Genomic DNA, 26,545 nt, shown 5'->3' with positions numbered 1-26,545 from the left:
CGGTCCGTTGGTTACACCCACGGCGTCTAGCGTGCCCAAAACACCGAACTGACTACAGGCAAGTGATCTGAGTAACCCGTCTCGTGAAAGAAAGGGCCTGAGTAAGACCGACTCGGCCGCGCGATGGCGTCGCCACGAGGGTCGTATAGTTGGTTCCACGTCAAAATCGCCGGCCTTGTGGATCCCAACACCCAACTAACTCCATTGGGAATCAACATTCCAGGTGAAACAAATATCTGATCAAGCGTTTCCCACTGATTGTCGTAAACATAAGTTCCTGGAGGCTCGATTGAATCCACAGCAAACATCGTATTGAAAAGCTTCCCTCCTTGAATCTCCGCTAGCTCCGCCGTCGCTCCCAACGCGGTACTAATGGATTCGTCGGATTGATGATCGTTGAAATCTCCCATTGCAATGATGTCTGCCAATGCATCGACACTCAGCAGTTCGTCGATGCGTTTTCGTAACGTTGTACCCGCGGCAATACGAAACGAAGCGTCGTGACTACGCGCGGGCCAATGGTTCACAAAGACGGTCAATTTGTGATCGTTTCGCGTGAACGTTGCTTCAACAATTTCTCGTGTATTTCCAGCATCCACGAAATGAAACCTTGAATCCTGCAATCCAAACACTGCCGCATCGTAGAGTAACGCACAATCGATTCCGCGTCCGCTCGGCGAGTCGTGATGTACGATTCGATAGTCTCGGCCGAGAAGTTTTAGCTTTTCGATCAGTGCCTCCAAGACAACAAGGTTTTCGATTTCAGAGAGCCCTAAAATATCGGGCCCCAGTTGACCGTTCATCTGGCCGATGACTTTCGCTAGATTGTTTAGTTTGATTTGGTACCTTTCCTCAGTCCACTTCTTTGGTCCTGTGGGTGTAAATTCCTCGTCGCCTTCGACATCGGGATCATCCTGCGTATCAAACAGATTCTCTACATTCCAAAATGCGATACCGCATTTCATATTCGCGTGTTTCAATTGGGCTAGGTCATCGAGACCACGACCGAAGGGTTTCATCCATTCACCGTAGACTGGGTTCGGAAGCACAATCCATGACCGACCCCACTTCGACCGCGTTTGGTCCACTCGGCGTTTTCGATGTTCAATCGCTGCGGTCAGGTCAGCGGAAACTGACGCAGGGGGTAACGACGGCGACTTAAAGGATTCGTCGAAATCCCTCAGGTTGTCGCCAATGTTTAACAATACGGTAAACCCGTCTTGGGCTATCTCCGCCCGACGCGTTGTTTTATTGCTGGTTGTCGTACGTAACTTTAGTTCTCGCTCGTCTTCAATGGGAATACCGAGTCGCTGAAGCGTCTGCTTTGTCTGCAGTCGGTAATCCTCGTTTCGATTGCTGATGAAGAAAACGGTGACACCAAGCGATCGAGCCGCGAGAACAAACTCCTTCGAAGCTGGAATTAGTTCCGTCTGGCTACCGCCCAATTCCTCCCATTGATCGAAAAGACGTTGGTCATACGCAAGCCCACTTTGCAGTAATTTTGTTTGAAATCCTGAGTTATCGACAACGGTCTCATCAAGATCGAGAATCACAGCATGTTTCTCGTTGCGATCTTTCCTCGACGCCCATTGTTGTCGTAGCCGCAGGTATGCCAATTGGTACGCTTGAATACACGCGGCGCGGTACTCCGCAGATGTTTGCATATAAAGATTTGCATCCAAGCCTCGCTGCGTCGGAGGCTCCGGTGCAAACGCAAGCGAGTGAGTTGAGTTCGGTTCTGATTGTCCGTAGCAGGAGGTTGCGAAAACAAAAACAAAGAGACATAGAACGAAGCGAACCATCATGCTCGCGCGTTGAGCAAAGTAGACAGGAGACGCGGCTTTCCTCAGGGGCGGGCTAGGCAAATAGGCCATATCATTTTCCGGTGGGTTGAATTGCTGACAAACAAGATTCTCGTCTACGAGATCATTATCTTAATTAAAGAAGAATCATTGTAGGCCGGTCATCGAACGGATTTAATTCCTGAACATTCGCAGGAAATGGACACTGCAAATTAGTTTTCCGAGTCGAGAATTGATGATTCCTACTGGCAAAAACAAAGCTTCAAACGTCTAATTCCGATTGCCGTACGATGTGGTTTTCGTCGATATTATTCCAAGACGTCACTCGATCCGGTTGGGTGGATCCTAGGATTGGCGGCTGAATTGGCTTGCAAAGCTTCGCCCATTCGTCCCGGCGGCTTTCCGTCACTTTGCTTTTTTGAAGCGGGTGGGCTCAGAACACTCCCTCCGTCTAGCATGCGACTCTACAAAAACAGACGCTCAAGTCGTTATTAATCACGGCAGCCCGTCCTTATCGAAATGCTTCGCTTTCCGCATCTTGAACTCAAGGTCTCTGACGATCAGCCATTGTTTCGGGGTTGGTGGTAGTGCGTTGCTGAACAGGGACCGTCGCCGGTATCGATCACGCGTGTATTGAATCCAACACTCGCGCAATTTTTCTCAGGCGTCGTTACATGTGGATGAGGGCGTTCACAATAATATCACTGGTGATTGAAATCTCTTTTCGCTGACGTGCGCGAGATCTGGGCGACCGAGTGGATGACAATTGCCATTAATTCCAAAATCAGGAGGCAAGATCGATTAGAATCGTTATTGGTTGCCGGCCGCTTGAAACGCTCTGCCATTTGTCACAGTCTCGTAAGCAGTTTGGAATAGGCATTGGAAGCGGCTCCACGGAGCCAAACTTAAACGACAAACACGGCGGATGGCGCCATTTGAAATGACGCAACGACAAAGAAAACGAAAACGCACGGCCGAACTGGACACGATCGTCGTTAAAGGGGCGAGAGAGCACAACCTCAAGAACGTCGACATCGAGCTGCCCAAGAAGAAATTGATTGTCTTCACGGGAGTCTCTGGATCAGGCAAGTCCTCGTTGGCGTTCGATACGATCTTTGCCGAAGGGCAACGACGTTTCGTGGAGTCGCTATCGGCGTACGCGCGTCAGTTTATCGGCCAGATGGACAAACCACGCTACGACATGATCCGCGGGCTATCCCCCACCATTTCCATCGACCAGAAGGCAGCTAGTCGCAATCCGCGTTCGACGGTGGGCACGATCACCGAAATCTCCGACTACCTCCGCGTGCTTTACGCGCGGATTGGCGAACAATTCTGCTTGGACTGCGGCAAACCGGTCGGACGAGGGAACGCTCAAGATATGGTGGACCAGATTCTCGATCTGCCAGACCAGACAAAGATTATGCTGCTCGCACCGATCATTGAGAACCGCAAGGGCGAACATCGCGACCGATTGAAACAACTTCTAATCGAAGGGTTCTCGCGTGTGCGAATCGATGGGGTCATTCAATCGCTCGGGGACGTGCAAAAACTGCCCAAGCAAAAGAAGCACACGATCGAGATCGTGGTGGATCGCTTGGTAATCAAAGCCGGCAAAGCGTTCAAACAACGTTTGACTGACTCGGTGGAGCAATGTCTCAAGTTCGGCCAGGGACGGGTGCTAGTGCATGTACCGACGCGCGAAGATCTAGCGTTCAGCGAGGCACGCACCTGCTGCGGCCGCGCCTACCCAGCCTTGTCGCCACCGCTGTTTTCCTTCAACTCACCGCAAGGCATGTGTCCGGATTGCAATGGTATCGGAAGTGCCGTGACGATGGATTCCGACAAAATCATTCCGGACAAATCACTTTCCATCTGGGAAGGTGCGGTCGTGCCGTGGTCCGGTTATGTCAAGCGTGGAGGCGCTCGCTCGTGGGGAGGACGGCAATTGGCGGCGATGCAGGAACAGTGGGGCTTCGACTTCGACCGGCCTTGGTCCAAGATGACCCGGCGGCAGCGGGACATCATTCTTCACGGCGGCGGTAACCGGGAATTGAAAGTCAAATGGGACTCCGAAAAAATCCAAGCCAACGTGAGTCTGACCTGGGAAGGTATCGTGCCGACACTCATGCGGCGATACCAGCAAACCCAATCCGAGCATCAGAAGAAGTACTACGCCGGCTTCATGGCAGAGCAGACTTGTGCGACCTGCGGCGGCGCACGGCTTAAGCCAGAGGTGGTCGGCGTGCGTGTCGGCGGCAAGTCGATCGTCCAGCTTTCCGAGATGACGATCGGAGAGGCTAACGATTTTCTTTCAGGACTTGCGCTCACTGGAAATCGCCGTTTGATCGGCGAAGAATTAATTAAGGAGATTGGAAATCGCCTGCGTTTTCTGATCAACGTGGGATTGGATTACCTGAGTCTATCGCGGAAGGGGCCAACGCTATCGGGCGGCGAATCACAACGCATCCGTCTGGCATCGCAAGTCGGCTCGGAACTGACCGGCGTTCTGTACATCCTGGACGAACCCTCCATCGGTCTCCACCAACGTGATAACATTCGGCTGTTGGAAACGCTCTTTCACCTACGTGATATCGGCAACACTCTCATCGTCATCGAGCATGATCGGGAGACCATGAAATCGGCGGACTGGATCGTGGACATCGGTCCCGGCGCTGGTTTGCTGGGCGGACAGATCATTGCCGAGGGAACCCCGGCCGCAATTCGGCGTAATCCGCGATCCGTCACAGGACGCTATCTGGCCGGCAAGGAAGACATCCCTTGTCCGGAGCAAAGACGGCGACCGGGCCGCGAAGATTCATCATGGATCACTGTTCACGGAGCACGGCAAAACAACTTGGCCGACATCACCGTCCCGATTCCTCTGGGACTCTTGGTCGCCGTCACCGGGGTTTCGGGCGCTGGCAAATCGACGCTGATCAATCAGGTTCTCTATCCCGCATTGGCTCGTCACCTGCACGGCTCCGACGTCGAGATGGGCCAACATGATCGAATCGAAGGGCTGGAACATATTGACAAGGTGATCAACATTGACCAGGCCCCCATCGGACGCACGCCCCGAAGCAATCCCGCAACGTACACGAAGGTCTTCGATCTAATCCGCGATCTCTTTTCCCTGTTGCCGGCATCCAAGGTCGCCGGATTCAAAAAAGGCCGCTTCTCTTTTAACGTCAAGGGCGGACGTTGCGAAGCGTGCAAGGGGGACGGGTTCGTACGGGTGGAGATGCACTTCTTGGCCGACGTGTACGTCCCTTGCGAAACGTGCCAAGGCAGACGATTCAACGACGCCACACTCGACGTGCTGTTCAAAGATCATTCCATCGCCCAGGTGTTGGACCTCTCGGTGCGTCAGGCACGAGACCTGTTCGAAAATCAACCCAAGATCGCCACGATCCTCGACACCCTAATCGACGTCGGACTCGGCTACATCAAACTCGGCCAATCCGCCATCACTCTTTCTGGTGGCGAGGCACAACGCATCAAGCTCGCCCGTGAGTTGGCTCGGCGCGATACCGGCCGCACGCTTTATGTCCTCGACGAACCGACCACCGGGCTGCACTTCCAAGACATACGCATGCTCCTGACGGTGCTCGATCGATTGGTTGAGGCTGGTAACACGGTGATTCTGATCGAGCACAACCTGGACGTCATCAAGACCGCGGACTGGATCATCGACCTCGGCCCCGAAGGCGGTCACGCTGGCGGGCGGTTAGTGGCTCAGGGATCACCTGAGAAAGTCGCCAGTAGAAAATCGAGTTACACCGGACGGTTCCTCCGGGATATCCTTGATGCCTAGCGCAGACGCCACTAGCCACCCCCTCGCTCCGTGCATGGCTCGCCGACAGCAGCAAATGGTCGGAGAGGTGTCTGCGCTAGGCCTAAAGGGGGCACCATTTATCCAAACATTGCAGTTGCACATCAACGTGCGCACAGTACGAAACCGATCCCGAACGACAAAGAGATCCATACGCGGTGCAACAACCTCAGAGTTTCGATCGGAAGCCCCAAAACAATGGTCACGATTACGAAGTGTTTCCTAACGGCAACAAAGTGGGGCCGAGACATTACGACAGGCCAGAAGGGCATACCTGTTTCGGGTGGGGCATGTACGACAAAACCCTACAGCACGACGCGATGATCTTTGTTACGGCACCAAGTTAAAGTGCGAGGACGCAAGCAGCAAAGCCAGACACGCTAAACTTCTCCGTCCCCCATCGATGGGCCACGGAGTCCGTTTCATGAATAGGGGCATCGTTGTTTGCCCGTGCGCCAGCCAAGTTTGCCCGTGCGCCAGCCAACCAAACAAAGATGACACTGTGTTATAAAACAGACTGCGTCGGTACGAAAGATTCAATCCGGCGTCTCGAATTGCAGTGTCGTCAAGTGAAAGGCAGCTCAATGATGAACCGATTGCATGCGTTGATCCCACTCGCCGCCCTCGCGTTGTTTGGCTTACCAGGCGGAACTGTCGTTTCCGCAGAGGGAAACGAGCACGCGACTCGCCAGATTCGCCGCAGCGACGTTGTCTTTATGTATGACGATCCGACCATGTACGAACCATACGGTTGTACCGTTTTGGGCTGGGCTGGATCGTCAAAAAGTAAACAACACATCGAACAAGCACACGCCGCCGGCGTGCGACATTTCGCGGTCAGCGTTGGATGGCTCACCGAATCTCAAGGGATGATTGATTTCAGTGCCGACTTTCTCGACGCAGCCGCCCGCAACTATAGCGGCGAACCCTTCGTCACTCCTTGGTTAACGGACCATCAACATAAGGGACAACCATCTTGGTGGTGGTGCACCAACAGCCCTCTGTATCGCCGCTTTTTGGAATCACGACTCGAACAACGGATGACATTGAACCCAGATGGACTTCATATCGATGACTACCGCGGAAGTTCGGGGGCGGTCACATGGCTGTCGGCCTGTTTTTGCCGTCACTGTTTGGCCGAGTTCCGCCAGTATCTTGCCGACGAGGTCTCTAAAGAGAAACTTGTCGAACTGGGTATCGAAAACCTCAACGATTTCGATTATCGGCAATTTCTAATCGATAAGAATGTCGATCCGAAGGATTACAACCACCGCCGTAGCCAGTTGCCGCTTGCCGACGAATTCTACGACTTCCATGTCGGAGCCAATACGCAGTATGTGCGCGCGTATCGTCGCCGTGCAGAGCAGATTCGGGGAAAGCCGCTGAGTCTTTGCGTCAATTCCGGTCTGAGCAACCCGCAGGCTTTGTCGATCGCGCCAGAGCTAACTTACTTTTGTTGCGAAGTGCCTCACCGGGCCGAGACGTTGGCGGTGGCGACGCATCCCATCGCCATTTACAAACTTGGCGACGGACTCGACCGGCCGATCACTTCGACCGCCAGTGGCCAAGATTGGGCACGGGTCGCTGAAGAAGGAAGACCTTCCCTCGTGAGAAGTTGGGCGGCGTTATCGTATGCGTTGGGGCACAACTTTATGGCACCGCATCGGCAGTGGTGCTACACATCGGAAAAGGGGACGCATTGGTACAACGGACCTCAAGAGCAATACGCTTGGCTATACCGATTCATCGGCGATCAGGCACGATTGCTCAATGGTTACGAAGCGGTTGCTCCCGTCGCGGTGGTCTACGACAACGCGGCCAACCGAAAAAACCAAGGCAAAATCGAAGCCACATGCGTCGCGCTGGCTGAGCGCAGCATACCGTTCACGGTAGTCGTGGCCGGCGATAATTGGCTCGACTATCGCATCAATGCCGCGCAGCTGGACAAGTTTGCCGCCGTGGTCACCGCCTGTGATACTCGCTGGATGGACCCCACACAGAAACAGGTTCTCGATGAAGTGGACCAGCAGGGCCGACTGCTGAAAACAATCGATGACGCTCGACTAGCCAAGCTGATTGGAAAGCCGATTGAGATCACCGGCGACAAGCAAGTCATGGCAGTCGCTCGCACGAAAGTCGGTGACGATCAATCGCCCGCGGTGTTGCACCTGCTGAACCGTCAATATGACGGCAAGTCCGATGCGATGGTTCCCCAGTTGGACTTCGCGGTACGACTTTCCGATTCACTTTTCGCAGGCCGAACATTCCGTAAAGCCATGATGCACTCGCCCAAGGCGGAACCGATCGAACTTTCGCTAACGCGCAAGGGCAACACGACGGAGCTTCATGTCGACAGGATCGACCTTTGGGGGATTGTTGAATTGATCCCATGAGGCGTGGGATATTAGCAGCGTCGAGTGCGGCTTGCTCATGACCGTTGCATCACCTGCGTCGCCGGAGCGAGTTCGCAAAGCTCAAAGCTTTCCGATGACCGATGTGAGATGAGCACCTATGCAAGGAGTTGCCAATGCTCGTTTCATTTATCCATCGCCCCGTTATTTTTTCAGTGCAATTCGTTGCTTTGGGCGTCGGCTAGATAGCCTTCTTTGTTTGCTTCGTCTAAGTTCATCGATTCTCCACCCTGGATCGTTGAGAGCGATTGGATCACCTTCAAAGTGGCTTTGCGTGTCAAACTGAAGTTCACGTTTCCATCTGCAAAAAGCACACAAGGGTCACGCCATGGGGAAGACGATATTGTCAAGTCTTCAGGGCCTGGATTATCTGAAACGGATTTTTCAACGTCAATGTCTCGAGGCTCAAGCCAAAGAAGGTTCGAGTTTGCTATTTCCGTCAATACGATTGTGTTCTCAATGCCATCGGTGAACTCTTCGATGCGTTTGGCCTCGCTTCCTTGGAATGCCGTTCCCGGGCCTGTCACAGCAACGACATTTGTAAATCGATCACTTTCAACCTCTGAAGGCATATGGAAAACCCGCGGCATCTGGTCAACCAAACGTAGATTCACCGGATCATCCCAGGCTTTCGTGAAGTCATATTGTTGGTAAAGGGCTTGTTCCTCGACATAAGGAAGTACCAAAACCCGCCAACTGTGCATTGGCTGTCCTGAAGCGTCGGCAAGGTACGCAGGCGGAAAACAACCGTGGGCAGTGTGATAGTTATGTAGTGCAAGCGCCAATTGTTTCAAACAACCTCGCCCATTCATCCACAGAGCCACGCGCCGAGCATCGCGTATTGCAATCGTCAGTTTCAGAGCCATCACCAAAGAGACAACGACAACCATTATCCAAACTGCAGTTGACCGACGCATCGCTCAGCTCCACTTACTTGTTTCCGTTTTTTCAATTCATCGAACCAAATCGCTATCCTATTTCCGTGAGGATACCGCCCCACGAAAAACCAACGAATGCAGACGTAATCAACGCGGTCATGCTTGTCAGTGACGCCCATGCTGTCGGTCGCAGTACGATGCAAACTTCATTTCCATTGTCTTGGACCCGTGATCTATCGTCGCTTCTAAAACAAACACCGAGCGAGCGCAGATCACAACCGGATATCCCAAACGGGCCGTCAGTCATAATCGCGACAAACACTCGTTCCCGTTCAAACCGCGTTCCCGTTCAAAGGGCATTCATGAGCAATGAATTGGCAGGTTTAGTCGCAAAGCACATCATAGACGTTTTCAAAGGTGTTGGTATCGGCAATAATACGAGATCATGCGGGCGCTCGTTGCTGACAAAGGAAGACCATGGGGCTTGATGCAGTTGAAATCTTGATGGAAGTGGAAGAGTCCTTCGGAATCACGATTCCTGAGGACCGAGCATCGATGGTTAGGACGGTTGGCGACCTCTACGCCATTGTCCTTGAGGAAACTAGCGATATCACTCGCGACAATACGAGTTGCGTGACTGCCGCGACGTTCTACTCGCTCCGCCGCCATTTAATTCCATACGTTCCAAACCCGTCAGCGATCCGCCCAACGACAAGCGTTGCGGAATCGTTGCGCCGTCGAGACCGTCCTCGATTGTGGGCCAAACTTCAATACGAAATGGACCTTCGTTTTCCGCCACTCCAGCGGCCTGGTTGGTTGCGGCTGCTTGCTGTCTTGATCACGGCGACGATTGGATGGTTGGTTTTGGCTTCGTCATTGATTTCCGATCGCCCCGGCCTGACTGGCATTATGACGTTACTTAGCGTCGTGTTGGCGGGCCTCATCCTTGCCGTCGTGACAAAACCGTTCGCAATTTGCACGGCACCGTCGTATTCTGACTATCGAGGTCTTGTCACTCAGATCGTCTCACTGAATTACGCAAAGCTCTCCGAATCGAGCAACACGTGGAATGCCAGTGATGTTTGGAATGTTCTGCAGTGGATCATCGTCGAACAACTCGGCGTCAAGAAACAAGCTGTCACCCTAAACGCAAACTTCGTTTATGATCTTGGAATGGATTGATCGATTGATGAGGTGTCGCCCGTCCAATGCAATTGACCATCCAATGCACTCGAGAGCTTGCCACAACGGAATCACTCCTAATGAGCCCGCTCGTTGTCGTCATCATGTTGCCGCTAATGTGGTGCGGAATTTCATTCTTACTGACATTCCTGAGTGGTTGGGCCAAGTTAGCGGAAAGATACCCGGACCGAACCTTACCTGATTGCAAAGCCTTTTACTGTCAGTCCGGAAACATAGGCGGCGTCAACTACAATTCCTGTCTCACGCTGTGCGTATCCCAGCGGGGACTGGGATTGTCCGTGATGATTCCATTCCGGATCGGGCATCCGACTTTATGGATCCCCTGGTCGGACTTTCATGATGTTCAAGAAACACGAACGCCAATCGTCGGTTTTCGTTCGATGACCGCAACGCTTGGAACTCCGCCAACGGTAAAGGTGAAGCTACCAGCATGGCTGATCGACTATGTCGAAGTCGGTGACGGCTACGATGCGGACCAGGATAAAGATCTCGAAACGGAATCGGAACTCGGGCCAAAGTGGCAATGCAAACAGTGCGGCGAACGAAACGAGCCAACGTTTGATGTGTGCTGGCAGTGCCAAGCTGAAAACGATAATCGTCTCGTATAGCTGAACAAGAACAACGCCACAAGACACTCCTCGCAACCGTGTACTGGAATGCGCCGCACAACGAGAGGTGCAGGCTCGGACGCTACGTCTTGCCCGCAGGGTTACAAACGTCCCAGTCTGAACATCGATAGCGGGTGTCTCGCGTGCCGATCAGCCCGCATCCCACTCTGCACGAAACGATCAGGAACAGCTGAAGGCATAGTGGATCACGGAAGGCAATAGCGTGCATCCAAATGACGCCAACAATCGATTCCGTAAGATGTTCGGCACCAAGATGACCACTTTCATCTCCGAGCAAACGGATATCGCTCGGGTAGCGGTTGTTAAGGACAACCGCCGATGCAATTCTGGACATCGCACTCGTTCTTTGGTACGCAAAGCCTCAGCCGCTTCAGGGGGGCGTCGAAAGTGCAATCGAGAAGAATCCGCTAAAATTCGCAGACAATCGATGTCGAGATTGACTGTTATCGATCGTATCTCGGATAAGATGTAGCCATCCTGAGTGCGGATGAACCGACCGAACACGTTTTGCGGAAGCGAATCGAGCTGACGTCGAGCAACAGCACGGTCACCATGCGTTACTGTTGACGAAAGATGTTAGTCAGCTCAGCGAAGGCGGCCGCCAACTCGCCTTCCAATTTGTACGTCGGACTTATAGCGACTGATTCGCGCACTCGTAGATCAGATCGACAATCACAAGTCACAGCAACGCATTCAGCGATCCAAGGGAATATGCCTTAGCAACAAGCCCCGCCGAGAGTCAGATCATGTTGGGCGTCTGATCGGTCCAAAGTCGCCTAACGCCAATCAAACCAAATTAACCACCAGAAGAATCAGACACGAGAATCTGTATGAGACCAACCATAACAATGCCAACACTCGGCCTGTTGGCCTTGCTGACATCCTCCGCCCTTGCTCAGGGGACCAATCGGGAAACGCAGGGCAACCGCGTCGGCGGTAATCGTTTGTTGGAATTTCCTACCGTCGAGGGACGCTGGCCCGCTCCGAAGGCGAACGCTTGGTATACCGAGCAGCCTTGGCTGGTAGGCTGTAACTATTATCCGGCAACGGCTATTAACCAGATCGAGATGTGGCAGGCCTCGACGTTTGATCCCGAGACCATTGACAAGGAGCTTGGCTGGGCCGCTGCAATCGGCATGAATACGCTGAGGGTCTATTTACATGATCTCGTTTGGGCCGATGACGAGAAGGGAATGTACGACCGCATGGACCAATTTCTCAACCTATGTAAAAAGCATGGGATCCGGCCATTCTTTGTGTTCTTTGATGATTGCCATTACCCCGAGCCCGAATTGGGCTCTCAGCCGTTGCCAGTCAAGGCGTATCACAATTCGGGCTGGCGAAACTGCCCGGCACGCGATCTCGCTGTGAGGTTCTCCGAGGGAAAGGCGACCGCCGAGGAAGTTTCCCGATTGCGCGGATACGTCCAGGGAACAATGCGACGGTTCGCGGACGACGACCGTGTGCTGTTCTGGGAACTCTACAACGAACCAGGCCGCGGTCGCGGTGAATCCGGCAATATGGCAGGTAAGAAGGGATCGCGTTCTAGCATGGGCGACCGTTCGAATCAGCTCGTCTATCAATCATGGGTGTGGGCGCGCCAGGTCAATCCGTCTCAACCGATCACTTCCAATTCGGCCGGTAGTGTTGGCAGCGGCAACATCGCCATCAATCGCAGTAACTCCGACATCCATTCGATCCACAGCTATAGCCCACCGGAGGCTCTTGAGAAGTTGATTCTCGATTACAAACACGACGGTCGTCCGATCATCGTTACCGAATGGCTCGCTCGAACGAGAGGCAGCACCGTGCAAGCATGCCTTCCTGTTTTAAAAGAACATCATGTTGGCGCCGTGAACTGGGGATTCGTTTCCGGAAAGTCAGGGACAATCTGGCCTTGGGAAAGTCGCAAGGGCCGCGATTTAGTTGCTGATCGCAATCAGGGCAACGTGGTGAAGCCAGGCGAACCCTTTCCCGAGCCGAAACTCTGGTTCCACGACTTGCTGCGCACCGATGGCTCGCCGTTTGACGCCAAGGAGATCGATGTATTCAAGAAGTTGACCGGAGCCCAGTAGAGAGACGAACCCACGCGATGAAAACGGAACGTCATCCATGATGACCAACATGATGAACGCGTCGTGATTCATCCTATCCTGCGTTCATCTTTTCGAGTTTTATCGTGTTGGGGTTCATCGTGTTTTTTTCTTACGCCGAGGCAGATGCGATTCAAACCCAACGCCGATTCACGGATTCCCCACAGCAACGCGACTGGATCAAGCCACTGCGATCCGTGACGATTACCGAACCAAACACGAAATAGAGCCAATCCATTGGCAACAAGACCATTCTTGAAAAACATGCTACAACGACGACGAAGAGAAAGAAGTTTGATGTATTGCTTTTAGGGCTCCTATCGTTCTTCGCGACCGGATCGGAAGATAAGCCGATGCGTCTCGACGTCACCATCATCTTCAATGATGATATATTGATGACATGACGTACGACGATGTCGAATTCAAAAGAGCCACCGGACAGCGAACACCCAACCGAAATCAGATGTCCGCCCAACGCATGAAGTTCACTGACTTTTATTCGAGCTGCACAAGCGATTCGAGATTGCGAGCCGCGCTGCTGACAGGATGCCGGAAGTACACATTCACGAAACCAACCGTGGAACGTTTGTAAGTCTGAAATACCCTGCTGCGACTGCCAAACCAGCCACACGACCAACCCCACACCCCGCCAAGAAAAAAATAATGAAAGAGTTCGAGATAAAACGTGTCCTGATGATCCCTCTGCTGCTTGCATTAGCTGGTCCGGTGCATGCCGGCGCATCCGAGCAGCCAAATTTTCTAATCATCATGGCCGACGACTGCACCTACAACGACCTTGCGCTCTATGGCGGACAGAACGCGAAGACGCCGAATATCGATGCTCTCGCGAAAACCGGCATGACGTTCAACCACGCCTATCTTGCGTCGGCCATGTGCCAACCTTGCCGAGCCGAACTGTTCACGGGCCAATACCCGCTGACCAATGGTTGCTCGTGGAATCACTCTGCAAGCCGCCCTGCGACCAAAAGCCTTCCGCACTTGCTTAATCCACTCGGCTATCGAGTGGGGATCGCGGGCAAGGTTCACGTATTACCGCAAACCTCTTTTCCGTTCGACAACGTTGGCGGCTTCGACCCAAACTGCGTAAGGGATCCGACTCGTCCATCGGACTTGTCAGGCATCCGCGACTACATGTCGAGTGACAAACATGACTCACCATTTTGTTTGGTGGTCGCGCTGGTCGACCCACATATTCCGTGGGTCATGGGAGATGCGTCTCAATACCCGCCAAAGAGGCTGAAACTTCCGCCCAATATCGCCGACACGCCCCTCACACGAAAACACTTTTCGAACTATTTGGCCGAAATAACTTACATGGACGGCCAGGTGGGGCAGATTCTCGAAACACTCAAAGCAGCTGGCGCGAACGAAGATACCGTTGTGCTGTTTACATCCGAACAAGGTTCGCAGTTCCCGGGCTGCAAATGGACGAACTGGAATACGGGACTTCACACGGCGTTGATTGCGTCGTGGCCGGGCCAGATAGCCGAAGCCGTTCGCACCGACGCGCTCGTTCAATACGCAGACATCGCGCCAACGCTCGTCGATCTGGCAGGTGGAAAAGGGTCGTCCGACTTTGACGGAACCAGTTTCACCGCTGTGCTGCGCGGCACCGCGGATACGCATCGCGAATTCGCGTACGGTATCCATAACAACCTGCCTGAGGGCCCGCGCTATCCGATCCGCTCGGTTACCGACGGCAAGTATCGGTACATCCGCAACCTGATGCCGGATGAACTCTACATCGAAAGGCATTTGATGGGTGGCGGCCTGCTCAACAATCCTTACTGGGCGACATGGCTCGGTGCCGATCCTGTAAAACGACCCGATGTATACGAACGAGTCAAACGCTACATGCGCCGCCCATCGGAACAATTCTATCTGACAACCGACGACCCGTACGAAATGAATAATCTCGCCGACGATGCAAGGCACGCGGAATCAAAGTCACGACTCAGCAAAGCGCTCGATGCGTGGATGGATGCTCAATCGGATCCCGGTGCTGCAGTCGATACTCCCGAAGCCCTCCAAGCCGCCCGGCGTGGAGAACATCTTCATGGCCCCGGGACACCCCGTGCTGGGTCGCATGCAAACTAAGCAGCTTGTGGGGCGGCAACAACTGAATATTCGCACCGTGTTCATGCACACCGAATTTAACGGTGTCGACAAAGCCGAAGATACCTCACCCAAGCCAAAAGATTGCCAGAAGCGTTCACCACTTAGAAGCAAACGTCTGCCAAGCGGTCGAAACCGATTTACGTGCAGCTCAATGAAGCCACGTGCTGCGCAATGAATGGATGCTTGATCCCTCCATCTTCCTGCACTGCGATGGCGGTGTTCAGGGGATCGAGGCCTGGCAAAATGATGACGGCGTGGGCAGGCATCGAGGACGCAGCACCGACCATCGGATCCAGCGAGTTGATCGTGGAGGTGTTTATGCGAACGGCAAATGGGAACGGACCTGCAACAGTGATGTGCTAACCGTTAACGACACTGCGTTGACGGTGGACGTTGAATTCCCCGAGGGCGCGTAATTCATCGGGATAATTAACAATCACAACGGACGGACCCAGTGGTGGCGCCTCGGACCACGCCATCGAGGCGGACTGGCCGGGAAACGTCTACGTTCATGCCAACCGATCCATCCCGGCAGCGACAGGCTCTTTAGTCGATTTTACCCTGTCTTTTTTTGGTCAATTTGTGTTTGGGCTTCTGCCACCTATTCCTGATCGCTGAATCCTCCGGAAGCTGAATCCTCCGGAAACTGCCCCCATTTCTTGACGGCGCCTACCTACCCCAGTAGACTGTGGGCCTACCCCAGTAGACAGTAGGTTTTGAAACTACATGGCTCAAACGTGGATCACCCATTTTACATTGCCACGCAGCCGGGTCCCCTTGGTCTCTTCGAACGAGCGACAGCATGAATAAATTGATCGCTAGAATCTTTTTCAGTCTTGTTTTCCTATCAAGCTCCAACCTTTACGCGGATTTGGTCTGGTCCGAAACCTTCCTCGACGCGGACGATGCCGCTACCGACAGGGCAATTGCCACTGGAAGCGGAAACATGGATGTGGCAGGGAACCTAGATTACCTCAGTGGTGCCCTGGTTATTACACCTGATGGTGGATCAGATCGCGTTGAAATGGAGTCCACCGCCGCCGCTCTAGCCGGAAACTTCACTTTCGATGCCTTCCGCACTGGGACTGGTAACGGAAGTCTGTTCGTCCAAATGGTCGATGGCGACGAGCGTAGTACAGGCTCCAACACGGTAGCCGACTTTTCAGACACCTTGAACATGGCTTCCATCACCACGTCAACCACGATCAATTACTATTTCAACGTTAGTGGAGCGCCGATCACCTACGCCGCACCGGATGCCACCACAGAGACTCTTGCGAACAACGCGTTCGAACTATGGATCGGGACTTCCAAATCCGGCGGTGACGATCAGGTCACTACAAATAATGATGGTGGCTTACCGACAGCCGGTGTCGATACCTTGATCCTGCAGACTTTTGTTGGACAAGCGCCGGGTGTGTACACCTTCGACAACATCTCTTTCAACACCGTTGCGGCGGTCCCCGAACCGTCATCGATGACTCTATTTGGGACCCTCGGGCTTGTATTGCTTCGCCGAAAACGGCGCTAGTTGAGTCAGTTCATTCATTTTGAAAATGGAAAAGCCACGCTCCCCGCGTGGCTTTTTTGTTTCGGTGTGCCGAGCAAGTCGATTTGCTGAAGGTGAAAGTCGCCTGTTCAGCTCAAACGCAGTTAAAAGCGAGTGAAGCACAGGGGCGCCATGGCGACGTTGGTTCGGTCGAGACCAGACCAACGGAACATGATGGCTCTGTAGAGAATCACAAGTCCGTTTGACACGCTAGCGGCGCTAATGTGGTAGTGGTGATCGAGCTAGGGATGGCTATCGCCGATCTCCTCCCGGGCGCGAAGGTCCTATACTATGAACCGTTCTGGGGCGGACATTTCTCAGAAAACCGCTATGTGAGCCGAGCGGTATCGCGCTATGAAAAGGCACACAACGGTGTGAAGCACGGTACCAACTACCAGCGCAAGGAAATCCGAATCGGCAGCAATAAGTTCGAGCATGGAATTATAATGCGTCCTGCGGGCAAGCAAGGACTGCGATCCGTCCAGTAAAAACGGATGTGAGATAAAAAAAAGATGGCCGTGATTGAACTGGCAAGCCTTAGCTCCACAACCGGGACGCACTTGAGGTTGCCAATATCTGCGTGTTACTCTCCACCGTTGCGTTATCCGACCTGCCAATGCTATTATCTCCCAACGCTATTATCCTCGTGACGCAGTCGCTTGCGGTTTCGACGGAGCTCCGCAATAGTCACATTCGGCAGAGGGATGATCGTGAAGCCAATCCCAGGCACCATTGAAAAATCGATTCGAACGATTGGGTGGGATACTGCATTTTTCTTGCTGGCGTTCTTTCTTTACGTGTGGCTGGTGATCGATCCTCATTTGATCCACCACAGCCTCGGCATCACCATGCCATTGGAACCCTTTTCTGTTTCAATCGGTTGGTCGTTTTTTGCCGAACACCTATCTCGTCCCGGAGGTCTTGTCGAATATGCCGCCCGTTGGCTGACACAGTTCTTCTGGTGGAGTTGGGCTGGAGCCTTGATCATTTCGTGCGCTGCGTACCTGATGTGTTTGGCAATGGACGTTTTGGCTTTTGAATCTGGATTCAAACGTGGGCATGTCGCTCGCTACGTGCCGGCGATGATGATGCTAGTAGCCTGGGCAGGCTATAACCACCCAATTCGACCGGTCCTATCGGTACTAACGGCACTGGGGGGCTTTGTTCTGTACCTCGTCGCATCACGATTATCTGTTGTAAAGCGGCCTGTCCTTTTGCTTGCCACGAGCCTGCTTGCAATTAGCACAGTGGTTTACATCACTGCGGGACCTAGCGCCGGATTGCTCTTTAACGCACTGGTCGCTATTTACGAAACGTTCGTCAAGCGACGATGGCCACTTGGCGTTGCGGCAGTTTGCGTCGGCGCCCTCGTGCCTTGGGCTGTCGGCATGGCTCTGTTTCAAAACGCAATCAGGAATGCGTACGACGGATTTTTCATACACACGCCGGGCGTCGAGTCCTGGTGCATTCGCTATATGTTAATCATGCATTTGATTTTCCCTGCGACACTCGCGACAACGACTCTTTTCCATCGTTTTCGGAAGGCAAAAGCAGGTAGTCCAGAATCCCGCACGTTGGACTCGGAAACGACGACACACGACGCAGCGGCCAACGTGCGCGTTTGGCTGAACAAGCAGCACCTTTGGGGAGCATCTCAGATTGCGATAGTATTTTCTGTCGCAGGTGTCATTGCTTGGTCAGCTTCCAACGTTGAGACCCGACGGATATTACGGATAAACGACTTTGCGCAACGAGGCATGTGGCCTCAGGTGCTATCGATCGCACAAGACCTTCCGAAAGGACAGTACAACGTCTACTGTATCCGGAATATCCAACTCGCGCTGTATCATGCCGGTGCGGGACAACTGAGCGAAGATATGTTCCGTTACACGCAGGTACCAGGAATCAGTCTGCTTCAATTGCCGAAAGCTCAGCAAACCGCCTACACCTCGTTTCAAGAAAGCCAAGTCTATCTACAGTTGGGGCAGGTGAATTTGGCACAACGATGTGCTTGTGAGGCGCTCGAAACCCTTTCCGATTCGCCCGAACTTCTAGAGCATCTAGCTGTAATCAACATCCTAAAGGATCGTCCGGAAACGGCAATGATGTTCCTGAGGGAACGGCTTAAGAAGCCGTTTCATCGCCGCACGGCAAGGGCGATGCTAAGTGAACTTGAAGAGGATCCACAATTGGCGAGTGATCCTCGAGTCCGTCAGCTTCGAAAATTGATGATTCGCACTGACCATGCTGGCGATCAGACAAATGAAGAAGTTTTGAAAGCGTCACTGCAGGACGATCCAAACAACCGTTTTGCATTCGAGTTGCTGATTGCCAACTACCTTCACACTGGCCGCACAGACAAAATCATCGAAACGCTAGCGCATCCGCTTGGCCTAAAGTTTCAACCTTTGCCTCGCCATATTCAAGAAGCGATCGTTGTTTACTCACTCCAAACTTACGGGCGAATGCCTGAGCCCAACGCACAGATTGGAGCACACGTTATCGATCAGGCGATTCAGTTCGACCGTATCGGGAGACGCTATGGCACAGACAACCAAGGCGCACAAGCGGAAGCCATCGCGGCAGGACTCGGCACGACATTTTATTTCTATTTCAAATTTGGTGCATCGGGCCTGTAAAATATGACACGAAAAGCACGTTCGCCCCTTTTAGTTATATTGGCGGCTCTAGTTTTGCCCGGCACTTGGATGTGGTTCCGAAGCGAAAACTGGAATATTGAAGACGCCGCTAACATCGACCGTCTACCACATATTCGGCCCGATTTTTCGGACGCTGTAATTCCGCCAAACATCGCCCCGTTGAACTTCGTTGTCCAAGAACCAGGCACGCGGTTCCTCGTCAATATACGATCCAAACATACCACTCCGATTCGGGTCGTCAGTCGTTCTCCTAAAATCGAAATACCTCCGCAGCTTTGGCGATCACTGTTGGAAGCAAATCGTGGTGAGGATCTGCATTTCGAGTTGTACTCGCAAGTCGAAGGACGCTGGCAGCAGTTCCAATCGATCAACAATCGGATTGCTCCACACCCAATTGATGGCCATCTGGTCTATCGCCTGACGGGACAAATTCACAATTTTTGGAACGAGATCTCGATCTTCCAACACGACCTTGCCACCAATGAGAAGTTGCCGGTTATTGAAGGAAAGGCAATCGAGCACGGCTGTGTGAACTGTCACAGTTTCAGCAACAATCGCCCTAATCAAATGTGTATCGGAATGCGCAGTAGTCAGTATGGCAGCGGTGCAATTGTGGTCACCAATGGTGAAGCAAAAAAGCTGGGCAGAAAGCTCGGATACACAACATGGCATCCAAGTGGACGGCTTGCTGTCTATTCCATCAACAAAGTGCGTCAATTCTTTCACACCGCCCAATCTTCTGTTCGTGATGTCATCGATATGGATTCCGCGTTGGAATACTTCGATGTTGAAACCGAACAAGTCAGCTTGATCCAACAGGCATCCGACCGAAAGCGGCTGGAAACTTACCCCTGTTGGTCGCCGGATGGTGAGCACCTGTATTACTGTAGTGCGCCGATCCTCTGGGAAGACAGCGATGCCGTTCCTCCTGAACGCTATGCGGAGGTCAAATACGACCTAATGCGGATCCACTATGACCTAGAGACCGACACATGGGGTGAACCAGAACTGGTTCTGTCTGCAGAAAAAACCGGCCTGAGTATTCTGCAGCCGCGCATCTCACCGGATGGCAAGTTTCTTCTGTTCTGCATGTGCCGCTACGGATGTTTTCCGATCTATCAACCCACCAGCGACCTCTACATCATGGATCTGGAAACTCGCGAGTACATGAAGCCAGACATCAACAGTTCTTCCGCTGAAGCTTGGCATTCCTGGTCTAGCAATTCACGTTGGATCGCTTTTAGCAGCAGACGACGTGGTGGAGTCTTCACTCGGTGCTACCTCAGTTTTGTCGATGAATCCGGCCAGGCGCACAAACCATTTATCCTGCCGCAAAATGACCCCGAAGCTTATGATTCGCTGCTCAAGTCGATGAGTGTGCCCGAGCTAACTTCGGCGCCGATTCCAATCGACGCACAAGAAATGGCTCGCGTCGCGCGATCCGAGGACGCATTCGGTGTTGACGCCATGAGCGAAGCGACCACGTTGGTTGACATGTCCGAGCCTTGGGAACCGGGACATCGTTAGTAGCCCGTCCAAGAAAGGACACGCCAAGGTCGCTAGACAAGTCATGCCGATTTGTGCAAACGCATCGATACCCGAACTAGGCAATCAGCAAAACCATCACGCAACTGTTCGTCGCAATCGGTCAGTTCTATAGAACGATACGACATTGTAATTCCATGCTTTATTGGTGGTTCTTCCGTTGCTCGGGAAGCGAAGGCCGGACGCGAAACTCCTTTCCTTTCTACTCCGCCAAGATGCGCAGGTATTGATACGGATCGGACCAATTACTCGACGGCTCGACGACCGTGGTTTCCGGCCATTCGTTCAAATACCATTTTGCCTAAGCAACAGCCGCGACAAGAGCCGCGCGGCTCACCCGCGGACTGGCAATTGAGTCCTGCCCCCGTTTGTTCTCAATAGAGAAGGCAAAAACGCTATTTTCGTGTTGCGATAGGCCACCATGCCTCCACGGCTTTGATGAAACCAACAAGTCGTTGACCATTTCTGCTACGATTTCCACGGTGCAACTGGTGCAGAACTCAAATTTGCCGCTCCTTGCATAGCGGTTTCACAAGCCCACGTCCCGTCGCCGCATTTTGGGAACAAAATCATGTCGATAAGATCCTTCGTCGCACATTTCACGGGCTCGATGCTTTTGGTTGCATTCAGCAGCGGGGTTACAGCCAGTTCGACCGTGCCTGCGGATTTGAATGAGGGCGACATTTCGTTGCGGCTCGGTGGTGTCGGCGGTGTCTACTTCTTGGCCGAGCCCGGTGAATTAGTCATTGATGTGCAAAAGGAAGATCTCAATCGCTCAAGTCGAAAGACTCATTTGCGAGCTATTTTGGTTGCGCCCGACCGAGAACTCGTCCAGGAACTGCTGATTCCAGACGACGGTCTCCCTCGCGGCAGCAAAATTGGACCGACACAGCGAATTCGGTTCTCGACGATCGTCAAACAAAAGGGGATCTACGCACTGAATATCACTGTGGCGAATGACCGCTATGGTGCCGCGATGCGTTGGGGATTTCGAACGAATTGTTCCAAGTTCCTTATCGAGACCTCTCGGGGCCATCGCGATGCCGCACACGAAGAACCGATTGTCGTCGACTCACCCAATCAGCCAGGCAATATCTGCTTCGTCCCTCAAGCCGGATCGTTTGGGATCGAAATGACCGGATTAGCAAAGAGTCTTGACAACGCATTGGTCTTTGACGCCGACGATCGCCTCGTTCAATCGATGCAGATAGATAAACAGGGCAAAGCAGCATGCAAATTCCCCAGCGACAAAACACGTGGTGAAAAACCATGGCGGATCCATCTCGATACCTTCCAAGCAACCGTTCATATCGATGGTGTGACTCGCTGGGATCGCAACGATGCTTACCAAGATCTTTGTTGTTGGTCGCCAAGCCGAGAGACATGGTTTCCACTGCTATCCTATCGCTGGCTGATGACACCGTACCAGCGGACCATTTATCAGGGTGGTGATCAACACAAAATACAGGCTTTTCGCATCCACAACAATTCATCTGAAACTCAAACATTTCATCTCGATTTGGTTTTTCCTGATCAACAATGGCCAGCCATACTATCGCAGGACCATGTCAGTTTGAAACCAAAGTCAGCCGCTGAGGTAACCGTTTCGTTTTCTTCGTCAGTCGAACAGCAAACGCAAACGCTTCAACTTCGCGCAACGCCTGAAAGCACCCCGCACTTTTCAACCTATGCGACGTTAACGGTCAAAGCAGGCGAACCACCGGCATCGTCCTCGTTGAACATGCCGATCACGCTGAAGCCATATCAGCACGAAAACAATCAATTCGGTTATGGAGTCGATTATCCGCAAGACAACCAGGTCTATTTCGATCTTGAAAATCGTCCCTATATTTTGTCCAGCCGCCAGCTTTGGCGACGAGTCGATGGATCATGGGTCGCTAACGACCTGAGCGGCGCACGGCGCGAGGCCTCGGTGGGTGACGGTGCGATTCGCGCATCAGGCACGAAGGTCGCGTTTGATCAAGACAACGACCTCTATATTTTGGGCATGTGCGGCAGAACCGCCGTGCTGCTTCATTCATCCGACCACGGCGCCAGCTTTGCAGCCTTTGCGATTGCTGGTCAGGAAAACCGCTCTCGCTCGTTTGATATCGAACAGTTTTCGGGCCACAACATTCCAACGGGCCCACCGCCGATTGTTCGTTACACTCGAACGGCATCAGATCCGAAATTGATGTGGCGAAGAATCCACAACCTCGATCTTTTTTTACCTGAAAAGGCGAAAGGCCAAATTTCGATCGGAGATCCGATTGCGATTTCAGATCACTGTATTGGGCAGTCCGCTCATTCCGGCATCCCGTCTTCGGTCGTCTCACAGGGCGAAAAAGTGCATGTCGTCTGGGGCCAGGCGACGGACCCAAAGCAGAAGCCCCCGGGAGTGCCCGGTTACGCGGTGACATACAATCGCAAATTCAAAAACCTTAGCGAGCCGACCTTGATTGGCTATGGCCCGCCAGCCAACGATGTGCATAATTCGCCCAGCATCACCATCGATGGCGATGGGTTCCTTCATCTATTGATAGGCACGCACGGCAAACCATTCCCCTACGCCAAGTCGCTCAAGTCGAACGACACTTCAACAGGCTGGACAGCTACCGAGCCGATCGCAGATGTCCGGCAAACCTACGTTGGATTAGTTACCGGACAAGATGGAACCCTGCACGCGGTCTATCGAATGTGGACCTTCAATGAACAGCCCCATCCGGAAAGTATGCATGCCGTTCTGGCTTACTCACGCAAACCAGCGGGGCAGCCTTGGAGCACTCCGATGCCTTTAGTTGTCGCCGCATTTTCCGACTACAGTATCTTCTACCATCGTTTGACAATCGATCGCACTGGCCGACTGTGGTTATCGTACGACTATTGGTCAACCTATTGGTTTTATCGGAATGACCACGTTGGATCTCGTCGCTCGCTACTAACCAGTCCTGATGATGGGGAAACGTGGAAATTGGCGGGTGACGATGACTGGATTTCGCTTGAAAATTGATTCCCCCCTTTCGTTTTGCTCGGGGCACAACAGCGGCCAATGCCAATCCGCGACCGGCTGACAAAATGTGCATGGCCATTTAGAACGGCAGGAGGTCCGCATTCGCTTTTCTCCCTACCGCAAAACATCGCCCGGCAGCGGTTTGCCGTCACTATCGAGAAGCTGAACGCTCATCATATTTCGGTCCGCCTTCGAGGATGTGTTGGCATACCGCCATACAAGTTCCTTACTTCGGGTGATTTCAAGCAGTCCGGCACCATTTGCCTTTTGCACAGCTCGGTAGATCCCCATGACCACATTTCCATTGGGTTGAACATGGATCCCGCAGATCATGCCAATGTCGAGTCCTTCCAATTCGTTCTTATTGAATTGCCACACAATGTTTCCTTGCGTGTCATACTCCGAAATATGATTGATGTGTCCAACCATTGTGTGGCCACTATCCAGGCGTACGGCGGAATACGGGACATCACTGACCTTTACCTCAAAAACGACATCACCATTAGGCGTGTATTCGCGCACGAGTGATTCACCTTTGTGGCAAACCAAGTAGTTGCCATTTTTGAGCTTGCGAACCATTCTCAGGTTGTTGTGGCTACCCGGTTCGGTCAGCGGAAGCTTAAGTTCAAATACAACTTTACCGCTCTTATCAACTTCCACGATGCGACCAGCGGAGTTTTCCCCCACGACGGTGTTGCCATTCAGGAGACGCTGGCACGAAAAGGTCGCGCCACCCTTCTGTTGAGTAGGGCGATACGACCAAACGATGGCGTTCGTCTTAGGATCGATCTCCGTCACATTGTTGTCAGCGTGGAGGACATTTCCATTGTCCAACATCCAAACATCACTGCAGTTTTGTCCCTGATGTTGCCACTGGATGGTTCCGGTTTGATCGAGCAGCATGATACGGCCTCCACCGGTAGCCAACACAGAGCCGGAAAGCGTGCCATGAACAAACGGTGTATCCAGTTGAGCGAACGCGGCCAACGGAAAACAGCTACTCAGGAGTATCGTGATTGCATACGTAAGCGGATTGTTCATGGCTTCTTCTCTCTTTGGATGGGATGCGGCTTGGTTGCGATGTGGCAAGTATAAGCCAAAAGCATGCGTTCAGACTGGAGCAGTACGTGGTCCGATGCCCCGACCGCGGATGTAAGTATTGCGTGTATTTAAATAGCTCCGCCGGGCATTATTCACAGTAGAGACGGGTGGTTCAAGCAGTGCAAATGGTGGCGTCGAGGCAGTCGTTCGATCGGCAAGCGTGTTCATAAGTCGCAGCTTCATTTGCTCATCAGAATGGTGGGCAAGCTCAACACTGGCGATATCTTGGTACCGAGTCTCTGTTCTTCATTGGATTTCAAGTCCACGCCGCACCTTGGCGTCGCTCGGTGAGTCACTCTAGGTGCTTGGAACCATGATTGACCGAACGCCAGCTATGAGACGATGGAGAAAGAAAGCTCGATTCAAGTAACGACAGAACGGGTTTGAAGCGGAGAAAACGCCAGCGGGCGAGAGAGCTCCACACTGCCCGCAAGAAACGGGGGAAAAAACGAAAAACGCCCGCGTGCCTTCTCTAAAATACGGACCTTAAACGCGTTGCCGAAAAGCTCGCATCTTTTCGAGGAGCTTTCCACGCGCGACGTTTTCCCAAAACCAGTTTCCGTGACTCCCTCGATTCAATGCTCCGCTTGCACCGTATTGCAACAACGGTGCATTCGTTGAGACCGTAAAGCGATCCGGACAGCCAATAACGTTTGGAACTCCGGTCAACATGAAAGTGTCAACTAGAGATCTGACTATTCTTTCAAAGAGACAGATTTCGTATGGATTACATGTTGGTTGGCAGGTGACTAACAGCGAAGTTGCCCATCTGTGGTTTTCGACTCCGCCAAATTGCGGAATCGAAATAAGAGGCTCTGTTACCGATGTTGACGAAGATCTTGGTGGATTTTTGGTGTCTCAGTATTTGCACAGGTCGAATGTCCGAATTGCGTTTTCTTTTCACAAAACGCTTTTGACTTGATCTAAATCAACACGACGCACGCTCAATCCGATATACTTTCAAAATGCTACCCAGTCGCGCCCCGCTACACCGGTGTAGCTGCAAGGTCAATTCTCGCATGCCATATCAGGCAGCTTCGTTAAGACTGGAAGACCACACAGGACTCAACGGCTAGACGAGTGACGAAGGAAACATCAATTCACGACGATTCGGAACGGGATGATCTGGCGACGCAGACTTCTGCCGCTGACGATACGCCTGCGACGAAGGCGTCTGCCGAAAACCAGCATGGACCTCGGTTCGGCAAGGTGGCACTGGCTTTCGCGGTGACGCTCGGTCTGCTCGCCGGGGTCGGCGTATTCACATTCGGGTATGGCAAGGGAGCCAGTTATCTGAGCAACAATCCGCAAACGTGCGTCAACTGCCACGCGATGCAGGACCACATGGATTCGTGGCAACAAAGCAGCCACCATCACGTCGCCGTCTGCAATGACTGCCACCTTCCGCATGACGCAATTGGCAAATGGGTGACCAAAGCCGACAACGGGTTCTTTCACTCGCTGGCTTTCACGTTTGGCGGTTACAAAGACCCAATTCAGATTAAGCCCCGCAATCGGCGAGTGACGCAAAGCACCTGTGTCGATTGTCACAAAGACTTTATTCACAATTTGCTGCCGACCACTGACGGTGCGGACATGCAATCGTGCGTTCACTGTCACGCCGATGTTGGCCACGCAGGACGCTAATCCAAATCCCAACGCTTCACCTTCGATATTTGAAATGCCTAAC

The 26,545-nt window shown here is 52.8% G+C and carries 16 protein-coding genes; 12 read left to right on the top strand and 4 right to left on the bottom strand.

Features of this window, described 5'->3' with window-relative positions; all coding sequences use genetic code 11:
- Window positions 1-26: 26 nt before the first annotated feature.
- Complete coding sequence (locus tag CA13_RS00620; protein ID WP_146393840.1) at window positions 27-1,874, bottom strand: endonuclease/exonuclease/phosphatase family protein; 1,848 nt, start codon at window positions 1,872-1,874, stop codon at window positions 27-29.
- Window positions 1,875-2,742: 868 nt separating this feature from the next.
- Between CA13_RS00620 and uvrA the strand changes: the two genes are divergently transcribed.
- Together uvrA and CA13_RS00610 are read left to right on the top strand one after the other, a co-directional pair.
- Window positions 2,743-5,619 carry an excinuclease ABC subunit UvrA gene (gene uvrA / locus CA13_RS00615; protein ID WP_473087429.1) on the top strand — a complete coding sequence of 959 codons (2,877 nt, stop codon included), beginning with the start codon at window positions 2,743-2,745 and terminating at the stop codon, window positions 5,617-5,619.
- Between the two features lie 602 nt (window positions 5,620-6,221).
- A complete protein-coding gene (locus CA13_RS00610; RefSeq protein WP_146393836.1) occupies window positions 6,222-8,030 on the top strand; it encodes an alpha-amylase family protein in 1,809 nt (602 codons plus the stop codon).
- A 170-nt stretch (window positions 8,031-8,200) separates the two neighbouring features.
- Here the strand turns inward: CA13_RS00610 and CA13_RS00605 are convergent, their stop codons facing one another.
- Complete coding sequence (locus tag CA13_RS00605; RefSeq protein ID WP_146393834.1) at window positions 8,201-8,965, bottom strand: DUF1559 family PulG-like putative transporter; 765 nt, start codon at window positions 8,963-8,965, stop codon at window positions 8,201-8,203.
- 438 nt (window positions 8,966-9,403) lie between these two features.
- On the opposite strand from CA13_RS00605, the gene CA13_RS00600 reads away from it, so the two are divergent.
- Window positions 9,404-10,108 (top strand): acyl carrier protein, encoded by a 705-nt coding sequence (locus tag CA13_RS00600; RefSeq protein WP_146393831.1) that lies wholly within the window; start codon window positions 9,404-9,406, stop codon window positions 10,106-10,108.
- An 80-nt stretch (window positions 10,109-10,188) separates the two neighbouring features.
- Window positions 10,189-10,737 carry a DUF7577 domain-containing protein gene (locus CA13_RS00595; RefSeq protein WP_146393829.1) on the top strand — a complete coding sequence of 183 codons (549 nt, stop codon included), beginning with the start codon at window positions 10,189-10,191 and terminating at the stop codon, window positions 10,735-10,737.
- Between the two features lie 82 nt (window positions 10,738-10,819).
- Here CA13_RS00595 and CA13_RS00590 read toward each other — a convergent pair whose 3' ends face one another.
- A complete protein-coding gene (locus CA13_RS00590; RefSeq protein WP_146393827.1) occupies window positions 10,820-11,092 on the bottom strand; it encodes a hypothetical protein in 273 nt (90 codons plus the stop codon).
- Window positions 11,093-11,606: 514 nt separating this feature from the next.
- Between CA13_RS00590 and CA13_RS00585 the strand changes: the two genes are divergently transcribed.
- The 7 genes from CA13_RS00585 (at window position 11,607) to CA13_RS00550 (ending at window position 23,754) form a co-directional block, all read left to right on the top strand.
- The gene (locus tag CA13_RS00585; RefSeq protein ID WP_419193765.1) at window positions 11,607-12,833 is read left to right on the top strand and encodes a cellulase family glycosylhydrolase; all 1,227 of its coding nucleotides are present in this window, start codon (window positions 11,607-11,609) and stop codon (window positions 12,831-12,833) included.
- Window positions 12,834-13,514: 681 nt separating this feature from the next.
- The gene (locus tag CA13_RS00575; RefSeq protein ID WP_146393821.1) at window positions 13,515-14,969 is read left to right on the top strand and encodes a sulfatase family protein; all 1,455 of its coding nucleotides are present in this window, start codon (window positions 13,515-13,517) and stop codon (window positions 14,967-14,969) included.
- Window positions 14,970-15,169: 200 nt separating this feature from the next.
- Window positions 15,170-15,406, top strand: a complete 237-nt coding sequence (locus CA13_RS00570) for a hypothetical protein (RefSeq protein WP_146393819.1) — start codon at window positions 15,170-15,172, stop codon at window positions 15,404-15,406.
- 386 nt (window positions 15,407-15,792) lie between these two features.
- Window positions 15,793-16,521 (top strand): PEP-CTERM sorting domain-containing protein, encoded by a 729-nt coding sequence (locus tag CA13_RS00565; protein WP_146393818.1) that lies wholly within the window; start codon window positions 15,793-15,795, stop codon window positions 16,519-16,521.
- A 728-nt stretch (window positions 16,522-17,249) separates the two neighbouring features.
- Window positions 17,250-19,178, top strand: a complete 1,929-nt coding sequence (locus CA13_RS00560) for a DUF6057 family protein (protein WP_146393816.1) — start codon at window positions 17,250-17,252, stop codon at window positions 19,176-19,178.
- A gap of 3 nt (window positions 19,179-19,181) precedes the next feature.
- Window positions 19,182-20,726: a TolB family protein gene (locus CA13_RS00555; protein ID WP_146393814.1), complete on the top strand. Its 1,545-nt coding sequence runs from the start codon at window positions 19,182-19,184 to the stop codon at window positions 20,724-20,726.
- Between the two features lie 589 nt (window positions 20,727-21,315).
- Window positions 21,316-23,754: a BNR-4 repeat-containing protein gene (locus tag CA13_RS00550; protein WP_146393812.1), complete on the top strand. Its 2,439-nt coding sequence runs from the start codon at window positions 21,316-21,318 to the stop codon at window positions 23,752-23,754.
- Between the two features lie 114 nt (window positions 23,755-23,868).
- Here the strand turns inward: CA13_RS00550 and CA13_RS00545 are convergent, their stop codons facing one another.
- The gene (locus CA13_RS00545) at window positions 23,869-24,795 is read right to left on the bottom strand and encodes an outer membrane protein assembly factor BamB family protein (RefSeq protein WP_146393810.1); all 927 of its coding nucleotides are present in this window, start codon (window positions 24,793-24,795) and stop codon (window positions 23,869-23,871) included.
- Window positions 24,796-25,935: 1,140 nt separating this feature from the next.
- Here CA13_RS00545 and nrfH point away from each other — a divergent pair.
- Window positions 25,936-26,502 carry a cytochrome c nitrite reductase small subunit gene (gene nrfH, locus CA13_RS00540; protein ID WP_473087428.1) on the top strand — a complete coding sequence of 189 codons (567 nt, stop codon included), beginning with the start codon at window positions 25,936-25,938 and terminating at the stop codon, window positions 26,500-26,502.
- Window positions 26,503-26,545: the final 43 nt, after the last annotated feature.

Origin of the sequence: Novipirellula herctigrandis, assembly GCA_007859835.1 — a bacterium.
Taxonomy (GTDB): domain Bacteria; phylum Planctomycetota; class Planctomycetia; order Pirellulales; family Pirellulaceae; genus Novipirellula_A; species Novipirellula_A herctigrandis.
Note: the sequence above shows the minus strand (reverse complement) of the source record. Positions and strands in the feature narration are given on the sequence as shown.